At 55.2% G+C, this 26,384-nt stretch carries 15 protein-coding genes and 1 tRNA gene; 5 read left to right on the top strand and 11 right to left on the bottom strand.

Annotation, left to right across the window (positions count from 1 at the left end; genetic code table 11):
• The first annotated feature begins 58 nt into the window (after window positions 1-58).
• The gene (locus ACQKLP_RS08855; RefSeq protein ID WP_126246747.1) at window positions 59-841 is read left to right on the top strand and encodes a DeoR/GlpR family DNA-binding transcription regulator; all 783 of its coding nucleotides are present in this window, start codon (window positions 59-61) and stop codon (window positions 839-841) included.
• A 180-nt stretch (window positions 842-1,021) separates the two neighbouring features.
• Here the strand turns inward: ACQKLP_RS08855 and ACQKLP_RS08850 are convergent, their stop codons facing one another.
• Complete coding sequence (locus ACQKLP_RS08850; RefSeq protein ID WP_427322052.1) at window positions 1,022-1,372, bottom strand: MmcQ/YjbR family DNA-binding protein; 351 nt, start codon at window positions 1,370-1,372, stop codon at window positions 1,022-1,024.
• Between the two features lie 77 nt (window positions 1,373-1,449).
• Between ACQKLP_RS08850 and ACQKLP_RS08845 the strand changes: the two genes are divergently transcribed.
• From ACQKLP_RS08845 to ACQKLP_RS08830, 4 genes are all read left to right on the top strand, one after another.
• Window positions 1,450-2,445, top strand: a complete 996-nt coding sequence (locus ACQKLP_RS08845) for an MBL fold metallo-hydrolase (protein WP_427322050.1) — start codon at window positions 1,450-1,452, stop codon at window positions 2,443-2,445.
• 123 nt (window positions 2,446-2,568) lie between these two features.
• Entirely contained in the window at window positions 2,569-4,251 is a 1,683-nt protein-coding gene (locus tag ACQKLP_RS08840) for a C25 family cysteine peptidase (protein WP_427322048.1), read from the top strand.
• A gap of 121 nt (window positions 4,252-4,372) precedes the next feature.
• Window positions 4,373-5,317, top strand: a complete 945-nt coding sequence (locus ACQKLP_RS08835; protein WP_427322046.1) for a DUF5996 family protein — start codon at window positions 4,373-4,375, stop codon at window positions 5,315-5,317.
• Window positions 5,318-5,393: 76 nt separating this feature from the next.
• Window positions 5,394-5,480: transfer RNA gene (locus ACQKLP_RS08830), tRNA-Leu, on the top strand.
• A 233-nt stretch (window positions 5,481-5,713) separates the two neighbouring features.
• Here the strand turns inward: ACQKLP_RS08830 and ACQKLP_RS08825 are convergent.
• The 10 genes from ACQKLP_RS08825 to ACQKLP_RS08780 form a co-directional block, all read right to left on the bottom strand.
• Window positions 5,714-13,558 (bottom strand): Calx-beta domain-containing protein, encoded by a 7,845-nt coding sequence (locus ACQKLP_RS08825; protein WP_427322044.1) that lies wholly within the window; start codon window positions 13,556-13,558, stop codon window positions 5,714-5,716.
• A 729-nt stretch (window positions 13,559-14,287) separates the two neighbouring features.
• Complete coding sequence (locus ACQKLP_RS08820) at window positions 14,288-15,028, bottom strand: GDSL-type esterase/lipase family protein (RefSeq protein ID WP_427322042.1); 741 nt, start codon at window positions 15,026-15,028, stop codon at window positions 14,288-14,290.
• Between the two features lie 187 nt (window positions 15,029-15,215).
• Window positions 15,216-16,118 carry an alpha/beta fold hydrolase gene (locus ACQKLP_RS08815; protein ID WP_427322040.1) on the bottom strand — a complete coding sequence of 301 codons (903 nt, stop codon included), beginning with the start codon at window positions 16,116-16,118 and terminating at the stop codon, window positions 15,216-15,218.
• Window positions 16,119-16,314: 196 nt separating this feature from the next.
• A complete protein-coding gene (locus ACQKLP_RS08810) occupies window positions 16,315-17,997 on the bottom strand; it encodes an SGNH/GDSL hydrolase family protein (RefSeq protein ID WP_427322038.1) in 1,683 nt (560 codons plus the stop codon).
• 149 nt (window positions 17,998-18,146) lie between these two features.
• A complete protein-coding gene (locus ACQKLP_RS08805; RefSeq protein WP_427322036.1) occupies window positions 18,147-19,031 on the bottom strand; it encodes a hypothetical protein in 885 nt (294 codons plus the stop codon).
• Between the two features lie 172 nt (window positions 19,032-19,203).
• The gene (locus ACQKLP_RS08800) at window positions 19,204-20,880 is read right to left on the bottom strand and encodes a LamG-like jellyroll fold domain-containing protein (RefSeq protein WP_427322034.1); all 1,677 of its coding nucleotides are present in this window, start codon (window positions 20,878-20,880) and stop codon (window positions 19,204-19,206) included.
• Window positions 20,881-20,910: 30 nt separating this feature from the next.
• The gene (locus ACQKLP_RS08795) at window positions 20,911-22,578 is read right to left on the bottom strand and encodes an alkaline phosphatase family protein (protein WP_427322032.1); all 1,668 of its coding nucleotides are present in this window, start codon (window positions 22,576-22,578) and stop codon (window positions 20,911-20,913) included.
• Between the two features lie 16 nt (window positions 22,579-22,594).
• A complete protein-coding gene (locus tag ACQKLP_RS08790) occupies window positions 22,595-24,211 on the bottom strand; it encodes a DUF5008 domain-containing protein (RefSeq protein WP_427322030.1) in 1,617 nt (538 codons plus the stop codon).
• A 19-nt stretch (window positions 24,212-24,230) separates the two neighbouring features.
• Window positions 24,231-24,911, bottom strand: coding sequence for a fasciclin domain-containing protein (locus ACQKLP_RS08785; RefSeq protein ID WP_427322028.1), 681 nt, complete (start codon window positions 24,909-24,911; stop codon window positions 24,231-24,233).
• The gene (locus ACQKLP_RS08780) at window positions 24,908-26,374 is read right to left on the bottom strand and encodes a RagB/SusD family nutrient uptake outer membrane protein (RefSeq protein WP_427322026.1); all 1,467 of its coding nucleotides are present in this window, start codon (window positions 26,372-26,374) and stop codon (window positions 24,908-24,910) included. The genes ACQKLP_RS08785 and ACQKLP_RS08780 overlap by 4 nt, the downstream gene beginning before the upstream one ends.
• Window positions 26,375-26,384 lie beyond the last annotated feature (10 nt).

The raw sequence follows: 26,384 nt of genomic DNA, 5'->3' as shown, positions 1-26,384 counted from the left end.
CTTGCTTAAACCCGGAATTTTCAGTAACATTCAAATCGCAAGCAGAATAGAGATGACTATGGACATTCAATCGCAAGACCAGTTACCCCCTGTTTCTCTGACGAAAAAAGCCAGGAAGGAACTGATCATCAAGCAGGTTAACATTCATACGCGGATCACCTACAGCGATCTCGTGAGCCTTATCAATGTTTCTGAGGATACCATCCGCCGCGATGTGAACGAGCTGGCGGACGACGGGGAAGTTGTCAAGATAAAGGGCGGCGCCATGTCTATCGCTTATCATTACGGCCACGAATCGGAGACCTATGCGCAGAACAGCAAAGCCGTTATTGCGGAAAAAACGCTGCAATTATTGCGGGACGATATGATCGTGCTCATCGGCGGAGGCACCACCATCCGGGAATTCATCAAGAAAATCCCCCCCACCTTGCGCGCCACTTTCATCACGGTGAACGTTTTGTCGGCCGTGGAACTGCTCGACAAACCCATGATCAAAACGATCGTTATCGGCGGCCAGATCTCCGCCTACAGCCAGATGACGGTCAGCGGCGAAGTATTCGAATACCTGTCCAACATCAAAGCCGACCTCTGCATCATCGGCACCAACGCCATCGATCCCGCCAACGGTCTCACGGATTCCGACTGGGAAACCATCCAGGTAAAAAAGGCCATGATCAAGGCGGCGGATAAAATCGCCATCCTCGCCATCGCCGAAAAACTCAATACTTCCATGAAAATGAAGATCGCCGATCTCCAGGAAGTACATTACCTCATTACGGAAATCCCGGCCGACAGCCCGGAAATCCAGCCCTACCGGGCCAAGAACCTCACTATTTTATAAGCTGTTGCCCATACCGTTTCAGCGAATGAACACTTGCGGCGGCGAGCATCATTTGCTTGCAGACTACGCCGCTTCTGCCAATCCACCCGTCAATCTGCTGCATCCGGTATTGCTCCTGCTACTTCGGTGGCGAACATCATCTACCGCAAAGTTCGAAGACCTGCCAGCGCGTCCGTCAATCTATAATCCATTTTGCATCCGGTACTGTTCCTGCAGCTTGACAGGCGCCGCATTGTACCAGGCGCTTTGCACCGCATCCACCAGCTGGCTTTTCTTCACTTTCCGCAAATCGACGGTCGTCCATCCCTGAAGCCCCCAGCCACCGGGCACCGGGTAAAACACCCCGGGCGCCAACTTGCACCAGGCCGCCTGCTCCTCCGGCGAAAATGGAAAATTGGCCGTGTTGGCCGCTTCCAGTAAGGTTGCAAAAATTTTGCGCTTCGTGCGGAACGCCTGCCGGTCGAAATGCTTCACTTCCGTGGTTTCCGGCATCGACAGGCAAAGCTCCCTGAATGTGGCGATCGTGATCATACTGCAAATGTAAGCGCCCCGGAAACGCCGGAATTGGAAAAATCCGACATTCCCGCAGGCTTCGTACATTCGTTTCCATGGAATGGAATTCTCCCAACTTCAGGAACGGCACTTTTCACAATCAGTTGCCCACTTTATTGATGTCGGCCGACAACACCATGCTGAAAGTCTTCATCAAGTTCATGCGCAAACCCAAGTCGGTCAACCCGCCGGGGCCGCTCCCCTCCATCCGCCGCGATCTCAAATCGCCTCCCGGGCCGGGCACCACCATCACCTGGTTCGGCCATTCCTCTTACCTCGTCCAAATGAACGGGCTCAACATCCTCGTGGACCCCGTGTTCAGCAGTCACGCTTCGCCCGTACCGATATTCGCGAAAGCCTTCGCCGGATCGAATGTGTATGGCCCGGCGGATATGCCCGATATCGACATCCTCATCATCACCCATAACCATTACGATCATCTCGACAGTCGCACCATCCACGCCCTGCGCCATCGCGTCCGCGCGGTATTCACCGGCCTCGGCGTAAAACCCGACCTCATCCGCCACGGCCTTCCCGCGGGCATCATCACGGAACTGGACTGGGGACAAAGCGCGCAACTCCCCGCAGGCCTGACGCTCACAGCCGCGCCTGCCCGGCATTTCTCAGGACGCGGTGTGAAAAGGAACCAGTCGCTGTGGTCGTCCTACGTGCTTGCTTCCGAAAAAGAGCGCATTTACATCGGCGGGGATTCAGGTTACGGCCCGCACTTCAAGACCATCGGCGACGCCTACGGCCCCTTCGACCTCGCCATCCTCGAAACCGGCCAGTACAACACCGACTGGGCCAACATCCATATGATGCCGGAAGAGGCCGTGCAGGCCGCGGCAGACCTTCGCGCCAGGGCCATGCTTCCCGTCCACTGGGCGAAATTCTCCCTCGCTTTCCATCCCTGGGACGAGCCCGTCCGCCGCGTGCTCGCCGAAGCGCAGAAAACCGGGATGCCCGTGGCCACACCTATGATCGGAGAGGCGCTCGTCCTCCATCAGCCGCTACCAGCTTCACATTGGTGGGAAAACGTAAAACAACCGTAGCCGTAGTTCCCGCAAAAAACACAGGCGTAGTTATACTTAAAAACTCCCGTATTTGCTACCTGTTCACCGGCATGCCGCGGATGTAATTTTGGGGCGTTGTTAAACCTCAAAAAAGCATCCAAAATGTCTAATGAAAAGCAACCCCAAAAAGGCGGTCCCGTAGCCGGAGAAAAACAAAGCCTGTCGAATCTGAGCACCATCCGCACGCAGGTCCTCCAGGACCGTACCGTCTTCAACATGCAGGCCGTCGGCCGCAATTACAAGCTGGCGCAGGCCTACCAGAGCGTACGCAATCTCCGGCTCACCGACCCCAACAAAATCCGCCTCAGTTCCTTCGCCGAATACGCCGAACTGAACAAAAACATCCTCAATTTCACACCGCTGATCGAAGAAAAACCGCGCCCGGCCGCACCCGCCGCCGAAAGCTACCTCAACGTCAACATCTGGCTGCGGTTCCCCAAAGGCAAGGTCCTCATCCTCGTGCATAAAGACGTGTATGCGGCCACGAAAGAACGCACCGACCGCTACGTGCTCGATCTCGCCCGTGATGGGTATTGGGCCACCGTGCATGTGGTAAGCGGCGGCAAACCGGCTTACATCCGCAATTACATCCGCAGTAAAAGCCCGGCGGGCGTTGTGATGGTAGGCGCCATTCCCGTGGCCTGGTTCGAGATGAGCGACGATTTCAACGGTTCCAGCTCCGAATTCCCCTGTGATCTTTTTTACATGGACACCAACGGTACCTGGACAGACACCGATGCCGACGGCAAGTACAACGCCGTTTCCGGCGACGTAACCCCTGAAATCTGGATCGGCCGCGTGTGGACGCCCACCCTTGGCGGGAACGATGCCACGCTCATCAATAATTATTTCGACAGGAACCATCTCTTCCGCACGGGGAACCTCGGGCACAGCCGTTCCGCGCTCGCGTACGTGGAAGACGACTGGACGAGCTTCGACGATTGCGAGATGGACCTTATGACGCCCGCATCTTTCATTACCAAATACACCAATCCCAACATTACCGACGCAGACCTGTATAAAGACGAAGTGAACAAAATGCGCTCGTTCGTGCAGCTGTGCTCACATTCTTCCCCGCACGTCCATTCCTTCCACATTCCCGCGACCGGCACTACCGAGTGGATCGACCGTTCGTATTTCCGGGACAGCCGTGCCCCGAATGCGCACTTCTACAACCTGTTTTGCTGCAGCACGGCGCGTTACACGCAAGACGACTACCTGGGCGGCTGGTACATATTCGACAAGGCCGGCGGCGAAACGAATTACGGGCTCACGGCTGTGGGCAGTACCAAAACCGGGTCGATGCTATTTTTCGCAGATTTCTACGACCCCATCGGCAAGGGCAAATGTATCGGCGATGCGATGGTGGACTGGTGGAAAGCGCGCGGTACCGACCATGACCTTGGCGAGCGCCAATGGTTTTACGGGATGAGCATCCTCGGCGACCCTACGCTTACCTGGTGGAAGGGGGCCGTTCCCCGCGCCATTGAACCGGCAGACGGCAGCGTGTTCAATCATTATCCGCGGACGATGACGTTTAAATGGCTGCCCGTGAACATTCCCGGCGCAACGTACAGCATCGAGATCGACGCATTCGGTGCGGTGAACGCGGGGCAATGGGCAGCGCAGAGCTTCCGGAACTTCGCGGTGTTCCATGGCATCACGGGCACGAGCTTCAACTACAATTTCGTGGGCGCACAGCCCGGCAGATGGCGTGTAAGGGCGAAGATCGGCGACCGGTATTGCGCATGGAGCTGCTGGTGTTACTTCAAATTTACCATCTAGGGAGTATTTCTTCAGCATAGACGACAGCGGCAGCCCCCGGAACCCTCCGGGGCGTTGCCGTTTTGACGGGTCGTCAACCAAAGGGCGCGCCGTTTGTTGTAGATAGGCAAACTTTGACGATATGAAAACGAAATGGCCCGTATTGCAATATGAGTCCTGGAAAGACACCCTGGCCACGGTCCACCGCTGGACGCAGGTGGTGGGCAAGATCCGGCTGCGGAAGATGCCCTGGCTAAACCATTCCTGGCACGTGACGCTCTTCGTGAGCCCTACGGGTTTGACGACCGGAAGCGTTCCTTATGGCGGCGGGCTGTTCCAGATAGATTTCGATTTCGTGCATCACCGGCTGCGCATCTGCACGAGCGAGGGGCGGCAGGAACAGCTGGAATTGCGGCCGATGGCGGTCGCTGATTTTTACCATGCGCTGTTCGAAAAGCTGAAACAGTTATCGGTGGACGTGGAAATTTTTACCATGCCGGCCGAACTGGAAAATCCGATCCCATTCGAAGAAGATTACACGAACCGTTCTTACGACGCTGCGAAGATGCAGGACTGCTGGCGGGCGATGGTGCAGATCCATACCGTGTTCATGCGTTTCCGGTCGGGGTTCACGGGGAAGGTGAGCCCGGTCCACTTTTTCTGGGGCGCGTTCGACCTGGCGGTGACGCGCTTTTCCGGCCGCGATGCGCCGGTGCACACGGGTTCGGCGCCGAACATGCCGGACCGGGTGATGCAGGAGGCGTATTCGAAGGAGGTGAGCTCCTGCGGGTTTTGGCCGGGCAACGATTCCTTTCCGCAGGCGGCGTTTTACAGTTATGCGTATCCATCGCCGGAGGGGTTTGCATCGCAACCTATTCAACCGGCAGGTGCATATTTCGACAACAACCTCGGTGAATTTATTTTACCGTACAGCGTAGTACAGCAATCTTCCGATCCCGAAAAAACGCTGCTCGATTTCCTGCAATCCACTTACGAAGCTGCCGCCAATACCGCGCATTGGGACCGGCACACATTGGAATGCGACCTCTCTCCTTTCGAGAATGCGTACGGATGTTTTCGGGTTTGATAATTTTTTTTGAAGAAGGATTTGGAAAGTTCCGGGAATCATTTACCTTTGCCATCCCGAACACAAAACCAGGGATGCCCAGATGGCGAAATTGGTAGACGCACTGTGTTCAGGTCGCAGCGCTCGCAAGGGTGTGCTGGTTCGAATCCAGTTCTGGGCACCAGAAAAAGACAAATCGGTTTATACTGATTTGTCTTTTTTGTTTTTCCAGCAATCCCTTATCCAGCTTGAATTGCAGCTCCACCACCCCGATAATCCAGGCGTTTCGATAATTGCGATCGTTTACATGGCAGGACGCCGGCAACAAACAGAATCTTCGACACGCCCGGAGCGTTTCAAATGATGATAGCATAATATCGACGGACAATGGATACCCGAAGTCCGTCGAAAATGCCATTACCGTATGATCATCACCCATCCTTTGTACTTTTTCATACCGGCTGGTTCCCGTACTTCCAGTATATAAAAATAGGTCCCTTGGCTGAGCCCGGAGCCGGTCCAGTCATTGTGATAGTCCCTGGACTGGTACACCTGAGCTCCCCAGCGGTTAAAGATAAGCAGTGTCGAGCCCGGGAATTTTTCCAATCCGCCGATAATGAATTTCTCGTTCTTGCCGTCCCCGTTGGGTGTGATCACGTTTGGTATGAAGAGGTCCGTTCCCTGGACATCTATCCTGGAAGAAACGCTGTTGTCCGTGGAGTCGGTGTCGGGGATATTGCCGTAAGCGTTGGCAATGTTGATCAGCTCGCCACCACCAATTATACGTGCGGTGAGCGTCATGGTTACGGTAGCTCCCGGCGCCAGATCGCCAATCAACCATTCCACCACCCGGGTATCGGGCTTAATGGTGATCTCGCCTCTTTGTGCGGAGGTATGGGAAGGCAGGTCCAGCTGTTGGGGCAGATGGTCTTCCGCTTTTATGCTGGTGAAAACGGAGGTGCCCCTGTTCCTGACAGTGATGCGATAGGTCAGGTCCTGGCCCAAACGGTAGGGCCCTGCGGCCGGCTGCACTACTTCTTTGGTGATCTGTATATTGCCTTCAAGCCTGTCTTCGCTGGTGATGGTCGCTGTGGCCTCATCCGAAGTACCGGGCGTGAAAGCATAGCTTGCAGATTGTCCGCCGGTGAGCGTGAGCACGACCGTCTCCGGCGTTTCTATCTCATCATCGTCTTTTACGGTTAATGGAACAACAACACTGTTGCTACCCGCCGGAATCGTAATCACGCCTGTAATGGCCCTATAATCAATATCCGGTGTGGCGATGCCGCCAATCCTATACCGTACCGTAATTACATCTGCGGTGCGTTTGCCGCCGGGTAAACTGACGGTGAATGCGCCATTGCCGGAAGGCTCGGCCGCATCCGCCGTTTTCGTGACGTTCAGTACCAGGTGGGCCGGAGCATTATCATCGTCGGCAATTGTCACAGAGGCGGTATTATTTGTGCCTGCAGGATAACGCTGGCTTACCGAACTTCCACCTGTGACCGTAAGCACTACGGTTTCCGCTGGCTCTATCAACTCGTCGTTGATTATATTAACAGGTACAATTATGGCGTTCTGACCGGCCGGAATTACTGCTGTGCCGCTAAGGATGCTATAATCCGTACCGGCAGCAGCGGAACCTGCAACCGTATATTTAACGGTGATAACTTCCTGCGATATCTTGCCTCCGGTAAGGCTGATACTGAACTCCCCGGCAGCAGCTGCCTCCGCCGCATCCGGTTTGGTGGCATTCAACTCCAGCGACACGCCGGCAATATCATCATCTGTAATGTTAAGTGTAGCTTTATTCGCAGGGCCCGCAGTAAAGGTCAGGCCCGGAGCTGAAGCGCCGGTAACGGTGAGGATCACCGTTTCACTATTTTCTATTAACTGGTCGTCCGTTACTACTACCGGGATGAGCACACTGTTCCGACCGGCAGGGATGACTACAGAGCCCGCGAGCGCAGTATAATCAACACCTGCGCTAGCCGTACCGGTTATGGCGTAGTTCACCGTAATATCCACATTAGCGGTTATACCTGCGGGAAGACTGATCCGGAAGCTGCCGTCGGTAGCCGGCTCTGCGCCATCCGCGCCTTTCGAAACAATCAATACCAGGCTTTCATTGTCGGCGATGCTTGCTGTCGCGTTGCCCGTACCGGTGAAAGTAAAGCTGGTACTGGTGCCGCCGTTCAGCGTCAGGACCACTGTTTCTGTGCCTTCAACATTATTATCGTCAATCACCGTCACCGGGACGGTCATGTTGTTCAGACCGGCGGGAAGCACGGCGATGCCGCTCAGCGCGGCGTAGTCGGTCCCCGCGGCAGCGGTTCCGCCAACCGTATAATTAATGGTGATATTTTCCGACGAAGTGACGCCAGCCGGCAGACCGATGGTGAAGGAGCCATTGCCGGAGGGCTCCGCCCCATCCGCCGTCTTCGTGACATGGAGTACCAGGTTAGCCGGAACATTATCGTCGTCTGTGATACTCACTGTGGCATTGCCATTGGTGGTGCTCGGCACCAGCGTAAAACTGGCCGATGCCGCCCCTGTCACCGTCACCAATATCGTTTCCGTGGATTCTATGACGGGGTCGTTGGTTACCGTCACCGGTACCTGTATGCCGGTTTGGCCCGCAGGTATCACTGCGGAGCCGCTCAGGGCGGCATAATCCGTTCCACCGGTCGCTGTTCCGCCGATGCTGTATTGTACGGTGATGTTCTCCGACGCGCTGTAACCTGCAGGCAGGCTAAGGGTGAAGCTGCCCCCGGTGTTTGGTTCGGCGCCATCAACAGGATTGGTCACGCTGATGACAAGGTTGGCAGGGACCTGGTCGTTATCTGCAATGTCTACCGTAGCGGCACCGCTCGTAGCGCTGGCGGTAAAGTTAAAGCTAGCGCTGGTGCCCCCGGTAAGCGTAACCAATACATTCTCGGTGGTTTCAATGACCTGGTCGTCGAGCACCGGTACCGTTACCTCCACGCTATGCTGACCGGCGGGGATTGTTACCGCGCCGCTGAGCGGGGTATAGTCCGTACCGCTGACAGCAGTCCCTGCAACGGTGTAGGTTACATCAATATCCTCCGACACCGTACCCCCCGCGGGCAGACTAACCCGGAACATACCATGGGCCGCGGGTTCTGCCGCATCGTTTATTTTCACTACGCTGAGCTCCCGGTTGGCGGCCGTGTTATCGTTATCTGTGATATTCACCGTGGCGCTGCCTGTGCCGGTCAGCGTAAAGCTAGCGGATGCACCGCCATTGAGCGTAAGGATTACCGTTTCGGTGCTTTCTATCACCTGGTCGTCCGTTACGGGCACCGGTATGGAAACGCTATTCTGACCGGCAGGTATGATCACCGAACCCACCAGGTTGGTATAGTCTACGCCATTTGCGGCCGTGCCGCTGACGGTGTATTGTACCGTGATATCTTCCTGCGATATCTTGCCTCCGGTAAGGCTGATACTGAACTCCCCGGCAGCAGCGGGCTCCGCCGCATCCGGCTTGGTGGCGTTCAACTCCAGCGACACGCCGGTAATATCATCATCTGTGATGTTAAGTGTAGCTTTATTCGCAGGGCCCGCAGTAAAGGTCAGGCCCGGAGCTGTAGCGCCCGTGATGGTGAGGATCACCGTTTCACTATTTTCTATTAACTGGTCGTCCGTTACTACAACCGGGATGAGCACACTGTTCCGACCGGCAGGGATGACTACAGAGCCCGCGAGCGCAGTATAATCAACACCTGCGCTGGCCGTTCCGGTGATGGCGTAGTTCACCGTAATATCCACATTAACAGTGATACCTGCGGGAAGACTGATCCGGAAGCTGCAGTCGGTAGCCGGCTCTGCGCCATCCGCGCCTTTCGAAACAATCAATACCAGGCTTTCATTGTCGGCGATGTTTGCCGTTGCGTTGCCCGTACCGGTAAAAGTAAAGCTGGTACTGGTGCCGCCGTTCAGCGTCAGGACCACCGTTTCTGTGCCTTCAACATTATTATCGTCAATTACCGTCACCGGGACGGTCATGTTGTTCAGACCGGCGGGAAGCACTGCGATGCCGCTCAGCGCGGCGTAGTCGGTCCCTGCGGAAGCGGTTCCGCCAACCGTATAATTAATGGTGATATTTTCCGACGAAGTGATGCCAGCCGGCAGGCCAATGGTGAAGGAGCCATTGCCGGAGGGCTCTGCCCCATCCGCCGTTTTCGTGACATGTAGCACCAGGTTGGCCGGAACATTATCGTCGTCGGCTATATGCACCGTGGCACTTCCATTAGTGGTGCTCGGCACGAGCGTAAAACTGGCCGATGCCGCCCCTGTCACCGTCACCAATATCGTTTCCGTGGCTTCTATGACGGGGTCGTTGGTTACCGTCACCGGTACCTGTATGCCGGTTTGGCCCGCAGGTATCACTGCGGTGCCGCTCAGGGCGGCATAATCCGCTCCACCGGTCGCTGTCCCGCCGATGCTGTATTGTACGGTAATATTCTCCGACGCGCTGTAACCTGCAGGCAGGCTAAGGGTGAAGCTGCCGCCGGTGGCCGGTTCGGCGCCATCAACAGGATTGGTCACGCTGATGACAAGGTTGGCAGGGACCTGGTCGTTATCCGCAATGTCTACCGTAGCAGCACCGCTCGTAGCGCTGGCGGTAAAGTTAAAGCTGGTGCTGGTGCCCCCGGTAAGTGTAACCAATACATTCTCGGTGGTTTCAATGACCTGGTCGTCGAGCACCGGTACCGTTATCGCTACGCTATTCTGACCGGCGGGGATCACGACTGCGCCGCTGAGCGGGGTATAGTCCGTACCGCTGACAGCAGTTCCTGCAACGGTGTAGGTTACATCAATATCCTCCGACACCGTAACCCCCGCGGGCAGACTAACCCGGAACATACCATGGGTAGCGGGTTCTGCCGCGTCGTTTACTTTTACTACGCTGAGCTCCCGGTTGGCGGCCGTGTTATCGTTATCTGTGATATTCACCGTGGCGCTGCCTGTGCCGGTCAGCGTAAAGCTGGCGGATGCACCGCCATTGAGTGTGAGGATTACTGTTTCGGTGCTTTCTATCACCTGGTCGTCCGTTACGGGCACCGGTATGGATACGCTATTCTGACCGGCCGGTATGATCACCGAACCCACCAGGTTGGTATAGTCTATGCCATTTGCGGCCGTACCGCTGACGGTGTATTGGACCGTGATGTCTTCTACTACGGTAATACCTGCAGGCAGGCTTATCTGGAACCGGCCGTCAGTCCCCGGCTCAGCGGCATCGGCGTTTTGGGCGATACTGAGCGTAAGGTTGGCGGCAATATTATCATCGTCGGTTATAGCAACAGTAGCGTTGCCCGTACCGGTAAAAGTAAAGCTGGTGCTGGTGCCGCCGTTCAGCGTCAGGGCTACCGTTTCCAGACCTTCAACCATCTGGTCGTTCACCGCTGTAACGTTAACGGTCACACTATTCTGACCGGCGGGGATAATCGCCGTGCCCGTCAGCGCAGTATAATCGGTACCATTTTGGGCGGCACCAGCAAGGGTGTAATTCACAGTGACATCCTCCGTAACTGTAACATTCGCAGGCAGGGAAATAATGAAAGCACCATCAGCGCCTCCTTCGGCAGCATCTGCACCATGGGCAACATTGAGCGTCAGGTTGGCCGGCGTTCCGTCATCGTCCGCAATATTCACCGTTGCATTACTATTTCCGGTAAAAGTGAAATCATGGCTTATACCGCCATTCAGGGTAGCAATCACCGTTTCTGTGCTTTCTATCAGCTGGTCGTTGGTAACCGTTACTGGTAACGGTACGCTGTTCTGACCTGCAGGTAGCGTAACCGTACCGTTCAATATAGCGTAGTCAGTGCCATTCTGCGCGGTGCCGGCGATGGAATACTGTGCAGTTATCGCTTCCTTCACGGTTATATTCGCAGGCAGGCTGATGCTGAAGGCCCCATCGGCGCCCCCTTCCGTGCCATCTGTTGTTTTGGTGATGCTGAGTACCAGGTTGGCCGCTGTATTTTCATCATCTGTAATGTTCACGACAGCAGCGGCTCTGCCGGTAGCCGGCGTAAAGTTAAAACTGGTGCTGGCTCCGCCGGTAGCAGTCAGCATAACCGTTTCGGTGCCTTCTATTACCTGGTCGTCCGTCACGCCGACAGGTACGGCCACGCCGTTCTGACCTGCAGGGATCACCACGGAGGTGCCCGGATCGGAATAGTCGGTCCCGGCGGTAGCCGTACCCCCTCCGCTAAAGTTGACCGTAATATTTTCGGATGACGTAATGCCCGCGGGCAGGTGGATGCTAAAGCTGCCGTTGGCAGACGGTTCAGCCGCATCGGCGGTATTGGTCACCAGCAGTATCCTGTTCGCGGCAGTGTTATCATCGTCTACGATATTGAGCGTAGCCTGGTTGCCAGCCGGATCTGCGATATAGGTAAAGCTATTGCCATCTGTTCCGCCGTTGAGATTGAGCGTGGCGGTCTCCGTCTGTTCGATGATCTTATCGTCGGTTACAAACAGTGGAAGGGTAATGCTGTTCGAATAAGCAGGCAAGGTAATGGTAAAGATGGAGTAGTCGTTATTGCGCGTGGCGGTGCCGGTCATCGTGTAACTAAGGGTCGTATTGGCGCTGGAGCTGTAGCCCGCAGGCAGGCTCACCGTAAAGGCGCCGTTGCCGGGAGGCTCTGCCGCATCGAATGTCTTTTCCACTTTCAGGACCTGGTTGGCGGCAACCGCATCATCGTCGGCGATATTCACCGTGATCTGCGGGTTGGCCGGGTCGGGCGGAAAGATAAATGCATTCCCCCCTCCATCCGTCGCACTGCCGGAAAGCAGCGTAATGGTCATCGTTTCTGTGGGCTCGATGATCTGGTCATTCTTTACAAGGAGCGGCACATTGATGCTGTTCTGGTTTGGGGGAATTACCACCGAGCCCAGCTGCGTATAATCCACGCCGGGAGTGGCAGTTCCCGACACCCTGTACCCAACCGTAACGGGCCACGCCGAAGTGGCCACGCCCGCCAGTTTTATCGTAAAGCTGGCATTCGCGCCTGGTTCTGCCGCATTGCTGCCGGTGATCACCTGTAATGGCGTGCTGCTGGCAGCATTGGCGTCCACGATGTTCACGGTGGCCGCGCCGGCGGAGGGATCTATCGTAAACGGATAGCTGGCGGAGGCGGCATTGTTCAGGTTCAGCATGGTATATTCCGGGCCTTCAATGATACCATCGTTGCCTGCGTCTACGTCCACATATACTTCATTGGCCCCTGCAGGTATAACGATATTAGATACGGACATCCCCAGCAGGCTATAATCCGTTACAAACGTGGCGGTCCCGCTAATCGCAACAAAGATCACCACATCCTCCGAAGCGGTAACGCCGGGCATCAGGGAGATCCGGTATTGGCCATTTGTGCCGCCTTCTATACAATCCGATACTTTAGAGATCTGCACGATATTGCTGCTCCCGTTAAAATCATTGTCCCCGATATTGACGGTAGCGGAGCCACCGCCCGCCGCCACGGTATAGGCGAACTGTGCATCGTTGCCGCCGCTGATATTGAAGATCACGGTTTCGGAAGGCGGCTCTATCACCTTGTTATCGATCACGGTTACCGGCACGGAAACCCCGTTCTGGCCCGCAGCGATCGTGACGGTCCCGGTAATTGCCCTGTAATCGGTACCCGGCGTGGCCGAACCGGCGCCTATATTGTATGTTACCTGTATATTCCTGGAGGAAGTATACCCCGCCGGAAGGCTAACCATGAACCCGCCATTGGTAGCCGGTTCGGAAGCATCCGCAGCTTTAGTGACACGCAATTCCAGGTTGGCTGCGGTATTGTCATCGTCCGCAATTTCCAGGGTAGCATTTCCATTCGCAGCGTCCGGTGTGAACAAAAAACTGCCATTGCTGCCGCTGGTCAGGGTAAGGACCACGGTTTCCGCACCTTCTATGATCTGGTCATTGGTGGCCGCCAGGGGCAAAGACACACTGTGCTGGCCGGCAGGAATCACTATCGTGCCGCTGAGCGCCGTATAATCCAACCCCGCAATGGCGGTACCGCCCACGGAATAGCCGACCGTGATATCCGCCGTCGCATTAACGCCTGCGGGCAGGCTGATTTGGAAGCTTCCGCCGGCCGAGGGTTCCGCAGCATCTGCCGTTTTGGTCACCGTCAGCACCCGGTCGGCGGCTGCGGTCTGTGCATTTACTCTCAGGCAGAGCGATAAAATCAAAAACAGTAAGGGGGCAAATACTTTCAAAGACATAATACAATAGCTTTGGATAAAACAGGGCCCTGCCTGGCGCAACGGCCGGTCAGTAGTTTGCTCCGGGAACACTCACATGCGTATTTTGGCATGACAACAATTATTCAAAATCGGCATGGTAACGTTACAGTAGCCGAAGAGGCGCACCAGGGTCGGCCAAACATTCCCATAGGATATATTTTTCATGTGAAAACAACTGATAAATAGATGCTAGCCCTCAAAATAAACCGGTTCTACATAGGCGATGGATCACACTAAATAAGTAAAGTCCCCAAACGGCCCTGATACCCCACTCCCACTGTTTTTAACACCGGCAGCAGCACCAGGTTACAAGTCAGCCGGCTGGCCTGTAAATAAAGCCAAACGGGCCCCAGAGGATATCATTCATTAATTGCATAGAGATCCGCTCTAATTGAACGATAACAAAAAACCCCGGAAAAAGATGTGCAAAAGCAAAAAAAAGGGGAAAAAGGGTAAAAAAGGGAAATTCCCAGCACCGCCTCGGAACAACCAGGCTGCAGGATCGATGCCATAAACTAACCAGCCTCGCGAACCTGGAGATATATTTCCATATCCAAAGAAATACCTGCGATGCCCAGGCGACACTTCACTACCGACGGTGTGAATTTCAGGGCGATCGGGAACGACCTGCAGATGAATCCCGATACAACTTTCAAATCGGCTCGCCCGCAGCGTCCTGATGCAGGGGTTGAAGATCCGCCACAATACTTACCTGAAAAATGGCTTGATCTTCTCCACCCACACCGCGTACCCTTGCTCGTTCAGGTGAACGCCATCCGTCGTCAGTTCCTTTTTCATCAAATCATGCCCGTCTGCGAACAGCGCGTGTAAATCGACCAGAATAAATTTTCCCGGCCGTTGATGCGCTGAGATCAACCGGTTTGTTTCCGATATTTTACTGGCCAGATCTTTCCGGTTGGTAGGCAAAATCGTCTGGATGAAAATTTTTGTTTTCGGTGATTGGCGATGCAGCCGGCTGGCAATTTCCAGGATGTTCTCCGAAAGCTTTTCAGGTGTTATCTCCGTAAACATCAGGTCGTTGATGCCGATGAGTAAAAACACGGCGGCCGGCCTGGCGAAAACGATTTCGCCCAGGCGCTGCAATACGCCGGCCGATATATCGCCGCCTATCCCACGGTTCCTGATACCGGGTTTTCCCAAACGCTTCTCCCAATCGCCGCCCATTTCCGTGATGCTGTTCCCTAAAAAAACGACATCGTGCTGCCGCAGCGGCTCCCGCCTGAAACGGACGATCCGTTCCGGATAATGTTTTTGGGTGTAAGGCGTATGCCCTTCTACCTTCAGGCTTTCCGGGGGATACAAACTATCGTGGGCCACGATCAAGGCGTTACCGGCGGAGGTAGACACTTTTCCCGCAGAAACGCAGGAAGCCGACGAACAGATGGCTATCAACACCGGCAGATAAATATGGGCAGGGAACTTCGTCATACAACAAATTAAACATAAAGATAGTCGATCGTTCCGGTTCTGCTCCTGCATTACCAGAAAGGGCCGGGTTGAAGGCCACCAGATTACATTAAAACATCCACCGGGCCTTTCACGCGCTGCATAAAACGAAAACCCGCTCAGGGAACGGGTTTTAAATTTGTTATGGTTGGATACCTGATGGGAAGCGTTAACGCACAAACGCAGCTACCGCATCCACGAAAGCGGCGTTCTGCTCGTAATACAGCATATGCCCGCCCTGGATCACGCAGACGCGCTGGTCGGGGAAACGGAACAGTTTATAGTGGTCCGGGCCGATGTTATGGTCGGTCGCACCTGAAATAACAAGTACCGGCTTATCGAGCTGGCTGCTGGATTTGGTAAAATCGGTGAAGTATTCCGCCATGCCCAGCGCGGCCCGACCGAAAGTATAATTCCTTTCCGGCCAATTGTCTACACTATCCAGTAGCTGGACGTTTGCTTCCTTGTCGGACAACATTTGATAACCGAGCCCTTTTCCGCGCAATGCGGTAATGGCTTTGGCATACGTTGCCACCACCGCCGCGGAGTCTGTTGCCTGGAAGCTGGTGCCTAACATTTCGTTGACGAACGCGATCTGGTTTTGCAGCGAATTGTTGATGCTCAGCGTGGAATTGAGCAGTATGATCCCTTTCACCTGGCCCGGATAACGGAGCGCGTAGTTATAGGCCAGAATCCCGCCAAAAGAATGTGCCAACAGGTATACCTGCGGCGCCCCCGTTGCTTTCCGGACATCTTCGATATCTTCCACCATCCGCGCGAGGCTGAAATCGCCGTTCGCCGGGGTCGCGGAACGCCCCGACCCGCGCTGGTCGTAATAATACATCGTTAAGGTACTTTCCAGGGCATTGCCGCCCAGTACTTCAAACGACTTGCTCCATGCGCCGGGCCCGCCATGGACAAAAATGCAGGGGCTCCCCTTCCCGCCGGTTTTCAGGTACAACTTCACCCCGTCTGAAGTGATGATGGAACTGTCGGCCGGGAACGCCTGGATCGCGCCGTAGCTGCCTGTAGCCAGCAGCATCATGAGGATAGCGAGACAACTTGATTTCATGGTTTCGATATTGAAATTGGGATTTTGCTTCGATAAAAAACTACTAAAGGAACGGCTTGGGCAGCTGCCATTTTATGCTAAAACATTTTAAAACACGCGCTACAACCGTTGCCGTGCCGGCATAACTTACGGAATAAAGTAGCATTGCGAATTATCGTCAAACCGGTGAACGCATCCATTTATCGTGCACGGTCCATTACCTGCCGATCAGCCTGCTGATAAACGCTCCCAGTCGCTCATACCCTTGTTCATTCGGATGGAGCCCGTCGCTGAAGAGCGTTTCATCCAGCTTTTTCCTGCTATCTAAAAATACACTGCCGGCATCTGCATAACTGACTTTTGCAGCTGCCGCCACGCCCGCGTACAACCGGTTCAACTTCGCAATCCGGGCTTCCATACCCCGCCGCGGAAGGATCCCCAGCACCAGCACCTTCGCTGCCGGCTGCCGCTCGCGGATGGCCGACAGCAATTGCCTGAGCCCTTCTGCAATTTCGGCATCGGAGTTGATCTGCAGATTATTGGTCCCGATCAACAATACGATCTGCTTCGCCGAAAACCCGTCCAGCTCCCCATGATACACCCGCCACAGTACATTTTCTATCCTGTCCCAACCGAAACCCAGGTTAACGGCGTTCCTGCTCCCGAAATACTTGTCCCACGAAGCCGCGCCCCTGGCCAGGTGCGCCCTGGGCTCGCCCGACCAGAAATGGGTGATCGAATTGCCGATCATGACCAGTTGCGGCGAATTCGTTTTATTGTAGTCCAGCACTTCGTTGTGCCGCTTCTCCCAATCGTATCCGGGCAGCTCGCGATATTGCGTCACCGGCCGGGACGTGCCCCCATTCCCTTCCGGCCGGACGAATATTTTCCGGATCGTTTTCGCATAGGCATTGGCGTAATTCATCATCCCGATATCGTTGGGATGCACACCGTCTACCATACTTTCGATATCCTGGCCGATTTCCTTTTTGGTAAGAAGGTGGATGTTCCTTATCCCTCTTGCCTTCAACTGTTTAAAAGCTTCGTTCAGCGCTGCGTTAGGCCTTTCGGATTCCGCTTTCCGGTTTGGGCTGATCAGCTCATCCGTAAAGCCGTCGTGCTCCGTCAACAGGATGGGGACACCTGGCCTTTTACTTTGCAATTGCAGCACGGCGGCCGTTATCTTTTCCATCAACGCTTCTTTTGGCATACCTGTGAGGTTGGGCAGGCAGTCTAACACATACAGGCCGGCATCGATTTCTGCAACGAGATCGATCACTTCCTTTTCCAGTTGGCCGTTCCCGGAAAATCCGAGGTTGATGACCGGGTGGTCCAGTTTCCGTTGCAGGATAGCCGTCCACGCCAGGCCTGGCCGGGTGGCACAAGCCCCCTGTGCGATCGATGTCCCGTACACGACGATCGGCTTCTCCCGGCGAACGGGAATAGGCGAAAAAGACCGATCGGCCGGCACATCAATTTCCATCCACTTCACCGAATTGTATAACGGCAGGTACAGGGTATATTCCCGGTCCTGATCGCTGCTCAGGTTCTGAAAACGGTAGGTGATGGTATCGCCGAAAGCATAGGTCCCGCTGCTCCAAATCCATCCGCCATCCCTGTCTTTCGCATACAAATCCACCCCGCTGACGCCCGTGGCCGGCATGTGCGGCATTTGCAAACCGCCTTTTACCGTGTACTTCACGACGATCTCCGGGGAGTTCGAATGGAACCGGAGGCTCATCCCGGCGCTGTTCCGGGACAAGTACCACACCGCGGGCCGCACAACGCCTTCCGCCTTTGCCGGCAGGCGGTCGTACGGGTCTTTGACCTGTTTGGGCCAGGCTTGTCCCTCCAGGACGGCGATGTTTTCCTTTGCCGGGTCCCAGGACTTAAAAGTCAACTTATCCTGTGCAATTCCGGTTTGGCTGCCGGCTAAGAGTAGGGCGATAAATAGCAGGGAACGGTTCATTTGCCCAATATAGCGCGAATCATTCAAAGTTTACATGCAGGTGATGGGGGCGTTGTTCATGCAGCCAACAGACATTTCGGTCATAATAACGGGACCCCCTGATCGATCACGCATTTATATGCATACAACTTATGTGCTATCTCTGAATCGCCCACCAAAATATTGGGGATCTGGATGATCGTGCCATCCTTCAGGTTTAATTTCGCAACCGCAAATACACTGTAAGGATTTCGACTTCCTCTAACCATTTTAATCGTGTAATTCAACAAATCCTTTTTATTGTATTTAACCGGGTTGTCTTTCTCCCCGAAATAAAAAACATCATTCCCTCTCGACATTACAAAAATCTTGCCCCTGGCATACTTTACATATCTGAAAAAGAAAACCAGGTGCACACCCCCTCCCATCGCAATGAACATTGCCAATAGCCACAACCAAAACCAGGCAGGCATTGAAAAAGACGCAAACTTAAAGCCCGTGAAAATAAAAATTACGGACATGATAGAACTAAACGAGCATGTTGACCAAAAGTATTTCCGGATCGATCCCGGCGTCAGGAAGTATCTGAAGTCCTGCGTCACGAAATGCTTCAAATTGCTTTGGAACAAGGTATTTTCTTTTCTGAAACCAGTCGGGACGAAAGGTACTTGCCCGAAAAACATTTGTATGAAAGGAAACGCATCCTGCAAATGGGTAAAACTCCTGGTATAAAGTGTTTGCTTGTCGTCAAAGTAATGAAGGGCAAATTTTTGATGATAGTATACCGAAAGCTTCAGAAAATCGTTATGCTTTCCTTCAATGGTAATGGAAGGGTTCGTCAAACTGATTTCGATCTTTTCTCTTTCGGTATTCCAGGGATAACTATTGATCAATGCAATCGTTTCTTCAAATCCCCGCTCCCGGATTTCAACAAATTCTCCGGTCTCGAAAATCTTATACTGGACTTTAGAAATCAGCTGCGCCATAGGTACGCAATTATAAGAAAAAAAGGCAAACCGGCCTGCGCCAGTCTGCCTTTTCCGTTGAAAACAACTGCTGCGCCTACAATATGTTATGCGGATTATCGATCACATGCCCCCCACAAAAAAAGGGAGGCCATGGAAATAGCCCCCCTTTCAACAAAAGTTGTATGACGATTTATTCTACTATTTCCACTTTGCCGTCTAGCCCCCAGTCAGGTTTCATCTTCACGCCCATCCATGCCAGTACGTTCGACGTCAGGTCCATCGCGCGCGGCACCAGCAGCGTAGCGTCGATGGAAGAAGGGTTGAGCACTTCAGTGCGCGCGTCCCAACGCGGCGTGTTCTGCATCACGAGGTCTACCCCGCTCGGACTGTAATCCTTGATCGTATTGCCCGCCGGCTGCTCGTTCGCTTTCCAGTATCCGATGAGCGAGGCGTAGGACGGATGCTGGTTCGTCACCGTCCGGAAAGCCCATGCTTCGATCGTAGCCGCGGGAAGAACGGTATTCCACACCCGCACGTCCGCGATGTAATTTTCGCCGGACGTATTCGCCCCGTTGTAACCGTAGTTCAGCGTCCCGTCCGACCCGATCGCCAGCGGCAGCCCCGAATCGAGATTCCCCTTGTTGGCAATGCTCCCGCCGGAAACGAAAAACTTCCCGTCCATATAAAAGTCGACCGTTCCCTGCCGGTTGAATGTAACCGTAATGTGATGCCATTTGCCATCGGCTACGGGAGGCCCGTTGCGGACGTCGATCCGGCTGGTGCCGACGCCCTTGAAGTTCAGGCGCAGGTTGCCGTTTTGTTTGTAGATCACCCAGCCGGTATTGCCGCCGCTGCCCCAGTTCTTATTGGCGATCACCGGATGGTCTGCACCGGAATTGAGCTGTGTAAGGATATTGAACTCGATGGTAAAATTCTGGTCGGCCCCTACCTTGTAAATGGGACTGTTCGTATACGCCGCTTTGTCGTTCCCGTTTTCCCGGTTGAAGAAGGCATATTTCCCATCGTAAGGCACGTTCACCAGCGGCATTTCCACCTGGCGCGACACGAATGACGGGTGATGGTACAGCAAGAAAATATTCCTCTCATTGAACGAAGTACCGCCATAAGCGCCGGTTTCCAGGCCACCGTGGTTAGACGTCACCACCACCAGCCAGTCTTCCCGCGCAAAATCCTTCCGGTTGCGCATCGCGTTGAGCACATCGCCCACATACACGTCCACCGCTTTGAGCGCGTCCATGTAAGTGCCGGCGGCTGCGCTGAAACCGCCGGTCACCCCGGCGCGCTGCACGCCGTTAAATGCCACCACCAGTACATCCGGATTGCCCGACTGCAGGCGCTTTACCGCGCTGTCCCGTGCCTGTACATCATTCCCGGCCGTGTTGACCCAGGCGTTGGCGCTGCCGCTTTTCAGCAGCGTATCGTTCAGCGACGCGCTGCTGGACACGCTTACGATATCCAGCGTAGCGTTGGTTGCCAGCCGCTGGAGGAAAGACGGGAATGCCTGCAGGTTGTGGCCGCGGTACCAGGATTCCTTCACCGCGTTTTTCAGGTTGGTGACGCCCGTGAAAAGCCCCGCCCAGCTGGCGGCGTCTTTCGACAAGGTGTCAGACACCGCATCCCAGCTATAGATGGAATGTTCGAGCAGGGATTTCAAATGCGGCATGTCCGCATCTTTCACCACCTGGCCGCGGGCGCCTTCGATGGCGATCACCAGTACCTTCTTTTTGGTGCCGGTATTGATGGAACTGTCTTGCCCCACGCGCTCGTCGAACAGCACGGGCTTGTTGCAGGCTGCGATGGCCAGTACCCCGGCCGCAAAGGCGCAAAATATCTTCAGTTTATTCATGGTAAGCTCTGATTCGATTGTTAATATCTGCTAAGGCACCCTGCTGATACCGTCTAACCCCCAACCGGAGTCGGCGGCGATTTTCAGCCAGGCGAAAATGGAAGGCAGCACATCCACCGATTGCGGCACGGCAGCGGGCTGCGGCACGTTGCAAAATGAAATTTCCTGCGTGATCCAGTTCGGATTGCCGAAAACCGTCAGCGGGTTGTCGCGGCCGCTGGCGTCGGCCAGCTGGTTGCCGTTGGGGCCCGTCCCCTTCCACCAGCCGATCATCCGGCTGAAATAGGGGTTGGTATGCTGCATGGTGTCGCATCCGCTGTACTTTTTGAAATCTTCCTTTTTCCAGAGCGTATCCCAAACGCAGACGTTGGACATGAGGAAATCGTCGTTCCCCCAATTGATCCGGTATTTGCCGGTTACGTCGTCCCCGATCACGAATTTCAGCTGCTGCCCCGATGGCGCGAAAGGCGACAGGTTGTTGAGGGAACTGCTGCCCGCCGGCTCGCCGTCCTGGAAAAGCAATACTTCGCCCGGGCCGGTGCGCCTGTCTACCGTGATGGCGATGGTATGCCAGCGGTTGTCGTTGATCCCTGCCGCGGAGGAATTAATATCGACCCTCCCGCTGCCGCTGCCGGCCTGGAATTTCCATTTGCCGGCCCCGACCGGGCAAAGCAACCAGCCGGGGTTATTGCCGCTGTTCCAGTCTTTATTGCCGACGAACGGCACATCGCTGACGAAACCGCGCGTCCGCACGTTGAACTGTACGGTAAACTGTTTGATACTATCGAAGTTATACAACGGGCTTGCAGAAGCGGCATACTGCCCGTCAGACGCGTAACGCGCGGCCCTCAAAGAGGTCAGGGGCTGCTCCACCTTGGTACCGGTGAAGGATTTGTTATGAAAGAGCGTGAAAATATTCCGCTCTTCCGGCGAGCTGCCGCCTTCCGCTTTGGCGATGCCGCCGTGGTCGGAAGCGATGATCACCAGCCAGTCTTCCTGCGCCGCGCCAGGCCGGGCCTTGAGCGCAGCGAGGATTTCGCCGATATAGGTATCTGCCTGTTCGATGGCCTGCATGTACTCCGGCACATCGGGGCCGTACCCGAATTGATGTGCGGCGGTTTTCACGCCCGTAAAGCCTACGAGGAGCAGATCGGGATCGTCTTGCCCGAGGCGTTTCACCGCACTGTCTTTCACCTGTGCATCCGCATCGGGGAGGCTGATGGAAACATCGGCCCCGCTCACCAGTTGCTGGTTCAGCGCCGGCCACGATTGGATGGAGACCGTGCGCAGCCGGGGCGAGAATAATTTCACATAGCGGAAGGCCATGGGGAATTTAACGGCGTCGTAACCGGTAAAGGAATTGTCTTTCACGCCGTGCTTGTTGCTCCACACGCCCGTGAGCAGCGAGGCCCATCCGGTACCGCTTTGCGTTGGCTGCTGCGTGAGCGACTCGTAGCTATACACGGCATTGGGCAGCAGCGCCGCGATGGCCGGCACCTGCGCCACTTCCATCGCATCTCCGCGCAAGCCGGAAACACCGATCAGCAATACTTTTCTCTTGATACCGGAGGCGCCGGGCGCCGTGGTCGTATCCGCGGGATCGATGTCGTTGGGCGGCCCCACTACCAGCAGCTTGTCTTTGAAACAGGCCGACAGCCCCAGCAGCCCTATCAGTAAACAGATATAAAATCTTTTCATAGTTGAATTTTTGAGATCAATAGCGCAGGAGAACGATGCGGCTGAGCGACAGCAGATCGAATTCCATGAAGGAGCCCACCATCAATGTGGCATTGGCGTTCGGCACGTTCAGCATGCCATCCACCGATCCGCCGATGCCGCCCATGGTGTTGTACCCTTCGCTTAATTTGCCGTCTCCGTCCAGCACCACGGTGCCTTCGCGGCGGACGCCGGAGAAAAGATCGAACGAACCGGTGAGCAGGAGTTTACCGTTTTTCAACTGGAACGCTTTCCGCACGAGCCCGTTCGGCCCGCCGTTCACGCCCGTGCCCACGGAAAACGACGGGTCTCCGCTGCCATTGGCCTTCAGCACGGCCACCTTGCGGCTTTCCGTGCCGTTGTATTTCATAAAGGCGCCGGCGATGAGGATGCGCCCGTCTGCAAGCACACAAACGCTGTTCACACTTGCATCCGGGCCCGTGCCGGGATTGAAAGTACCGTCTGCGGAGCCATCCCTGTTCAGCCGGACGATGTTGGGGATAGACTGGCCGTTGTAACGGGTAAAGTTCCCGACGATGAGCACTTTGCCGTCTTCCAGCATCACGGCGTCGTTCACCGGGCCGTTGGGACCGGCGAAGCTGCTCCGCGTCGCCGCGTTGAAATGGAAGGAAGAATCGAACGAACCGTCTTCATGCAACCGCACCATCCCTTCCATCCTGATACTGTCTACCAGGACCGAATCCCGCAACCCGTCCACCGTTACGCCGGCGAAGTTTTTGCGCATGAAATATTTGAAGGTGCCGAACACGACCAGCTTTCCGCTGTCGGGCGTTTGCAGGATATGATGGATATCACCGTCGAAGTAAGCGTTCAGCGCGGGGATGCCCTGTTTTTTGCCGGACACGCCGGTGATCTGCAGGCTGTCCAGCGACCCGTTGGCGTTGAGGCGGGTGATCCGGGATACGTACCCCGACTGGAAACGTTCGTCATAATTATCGAAAGTTCCGCCGACAACTATTTTCCCGTCAGACTGCACCGCGATGGCGTTGACGCTTCCGCCAAATCCCTTCCCGATTTTGAAATCCCGGTCGATGTGCCCGTCCGCATTGATCCGCGCGAGGCCATGATATCCGTCTTTGGCACCGGAGTTATCGAAGTCGTCGAAGCTGCCGCCGATCAGGTATTTGCCGCCCGGCACATATGCCAGGGTCTTGATATTCCCGTTATCGGCACCCGGCATCGACGCAAATTGCTGGTCGATGGTGATGGGCCCGGTTACGCGGAACCTCGGCCCGGGAAAAACCTGGCGGGCGACGGACAGCGTGATGAGGCCGCTGCTGGCGGATGCCGGCACTTTTACCGACACGGCTTCGTCTGTCACGGAAGAAATCTGTCCTTCCACCCCATTGAATTTCACGGCAAGGCCGCTGTCTTTATACCGCTGAAAACCGCTTCCTTTAATGGTAACCGTTGTACCCGCGGCGCCGTAACCCGGCACAGCAGCTGTTTTGTCGATTTTTATCTGCACCGGCTCTTTTGCACCGGCATAGGGATCGGTGCCCGAGAACGGGTCTTTCTTGCAGGCCGCCAGCATTGCGGGCAGTGCCAGCATCCATACCGGGAACCAGTTGTTGTATGTTCTTTTGCTGTTCATGTGGCCGTGATCAGTATGTTTATTGAATGTATTCCTTGATCGTATTGATGAAGTTATAGCCGTCGAAGCCGAAGTAATGTTCGCTGTTGAGGACGTGCACGATCGCGTTGCGCGTCTGCATGTCGGACGTGGCGGCGTACGACACGAAGTAGGAAGGCCTTTCCAGGCTCCGGATGTCGCTGATCACTACCTTCCTCGGCCCTACGTCTTTCGTGCCGTTGTAATCGCTGAAAATGACGCCGATGTTCATGATGTACCCCTGCCAGGATTCCATGTTCATGCCTGGATAGAGATCCGGCAGATCGGGCGCCAGCCGGGAAATATCCTTGAGTTTGTACTTATCCCGGAATATGTAGCGCGACAAGTATTTCCGCCACACTTCCGCCGGCACTTCCTCGAGCCGCAGCGAGTCCTTGAACGCCGCGTACCGCCAGCTATGCACATCGTTCATCGCCCGTTTGATCGCCAGGTCTGTAGGCGCAAAAAAGGTGACCGACGAATCCCGGATAACATTTTCCAGTCCGGCGAGCTTGATGACCGTAACGAGGGTATCGAAGTAAAAGGGGTTCGTTGCCAGCCATTCGTAGGTATCGCCATCGTACACCCCGCGCTGGAGGCCGGAGTCGACATAGTAATCCTTTTTACAGGCTGCAGTTCCTATTACGGCCCCGAGCGCCATCATCCATATTAGCTTTCTCATCGTGTCCAGTATGAATTTAAAGTGATGTTGGGATTGAAATTGCGGGCCTTTTCATCGATGGGCCACATCCAGCCGCCGCGGTTGAACTGGTCTTGCGTGAGGTAGCTTTTCACCTGCTCGGGGTCCGTGATCCTGCCCGTCCGTACCAGATCGTACCATCTTACCCCTTCGCCGATCAGCTCGCGCTGCCGCTCCAGGAAGATGAAATTCTTCAGGTCCTGGCCGGAGCCGGTATAAGGCTCGGTACCGGCACGGGCGCGGACGAGGTTCAGCATTTCCCTTGCCGGGCCATCCTGCCCGAGGTTTGCCAGTGCTTCCGCGCCGGTCAGCAGCTCGCCGCCGTAGCGGAACATAATGAGGTCATCGTCCAGCAGCCAGGAAGCGGAAGTGATCATGTTCACCACGTTGCTGTACTTCATGAACATCGACTGATTGTTATTGGCATAGGGTAAATAGAACCAGAGATCGCGGCGCTTGTCGGATTTGTCTACCGGGAATATCTTCTTGATATAATCTGAAGAATAATACACGTCGCTGGACGCATATCCCACCACCAGCGGGGAATGCAGCGTCCACTGGCCGATGCTTACATAACGGGTGGTAGTGCCGTAGTTGGTGTTCACGGAGAACTCGAAAAGGCTTTCGCGGGTGCGGCCTTTGAATATCCGCCGCCATTCTTCCAGCGGCAGCAGCTCAAAGCGCCCCGAAGCCTTCAGGGCCTGGATGGCTTCGGCGGCTTCTTTCCAGTAAGCGCGCTGGTTGTCTTTATCGAAACCCGCGGCCCACATGTCCACATTCGCGATCAGGGAATACACCGCACCACGGGCCGCGCGAACGCCCCATTTAGTGGGGTCGTCGTACTGCCAGGGTAGGTCTTCCCGGATCTCGTTCAGCTCCTTCAGGCAGAACTGCAATACTTCCACCATCGGCGCGCGGGGCAGCGACCGCCGGTCGTACGCTTCCGTGTACAACGGTACATCGCCGTAAATGCGGGAGATATAGAAATAGGTGAACGCCCGGAGGAAGCGCAACTCGGCCATGTACTGCTTCTTGTCGGCTTCAGACAAGGCCGCTACGGCCGGAATACGGTCGAGGCTGATGTTACAGGCGGCGATCGACTGGTAGAAAGGGTACCAGTCTGCCAGGCTGTTCATGTTGTATCTCGCCAGCCGGTTCTTGTTGGTCAGATCCTGCTGCGCGATGGCGGCGAATACGTCAAAGCTGGGCGGGGCGTCGATCTCGCCGGCGCGGAAATCGCCGTTCCCCGGCACGTACGGCCCGTTGGTGAGGATATCGAAAAGAAAGCCGTAAGCGTTGGCGATGGCGGATTCGACATCGCTTTTCGTTTTCCAGAAAGAGGCGTCGCTCATGCGATCGGGAGGCGCCACCGTCAGGAACTTTTTGCAGGACCCGGCGCCGAGCGCCAGCACAGTGATGAGAAATATACAGGTTAGTCGCTTCATGCCAATTTTT

Source organism: Chitinophaga sp. NPDC101104, assembly GCF_050277495.1.
Lineage (GTDB): Bacteria > Bacteroidota > Bacteroidia > Chitinophagales > Chitinophagaceae > Chitinophaga.
Note: the sequence above shows the minus strand (reverse complement) of the source record. Positions and strands in the feature narration are given on the sequence as shown.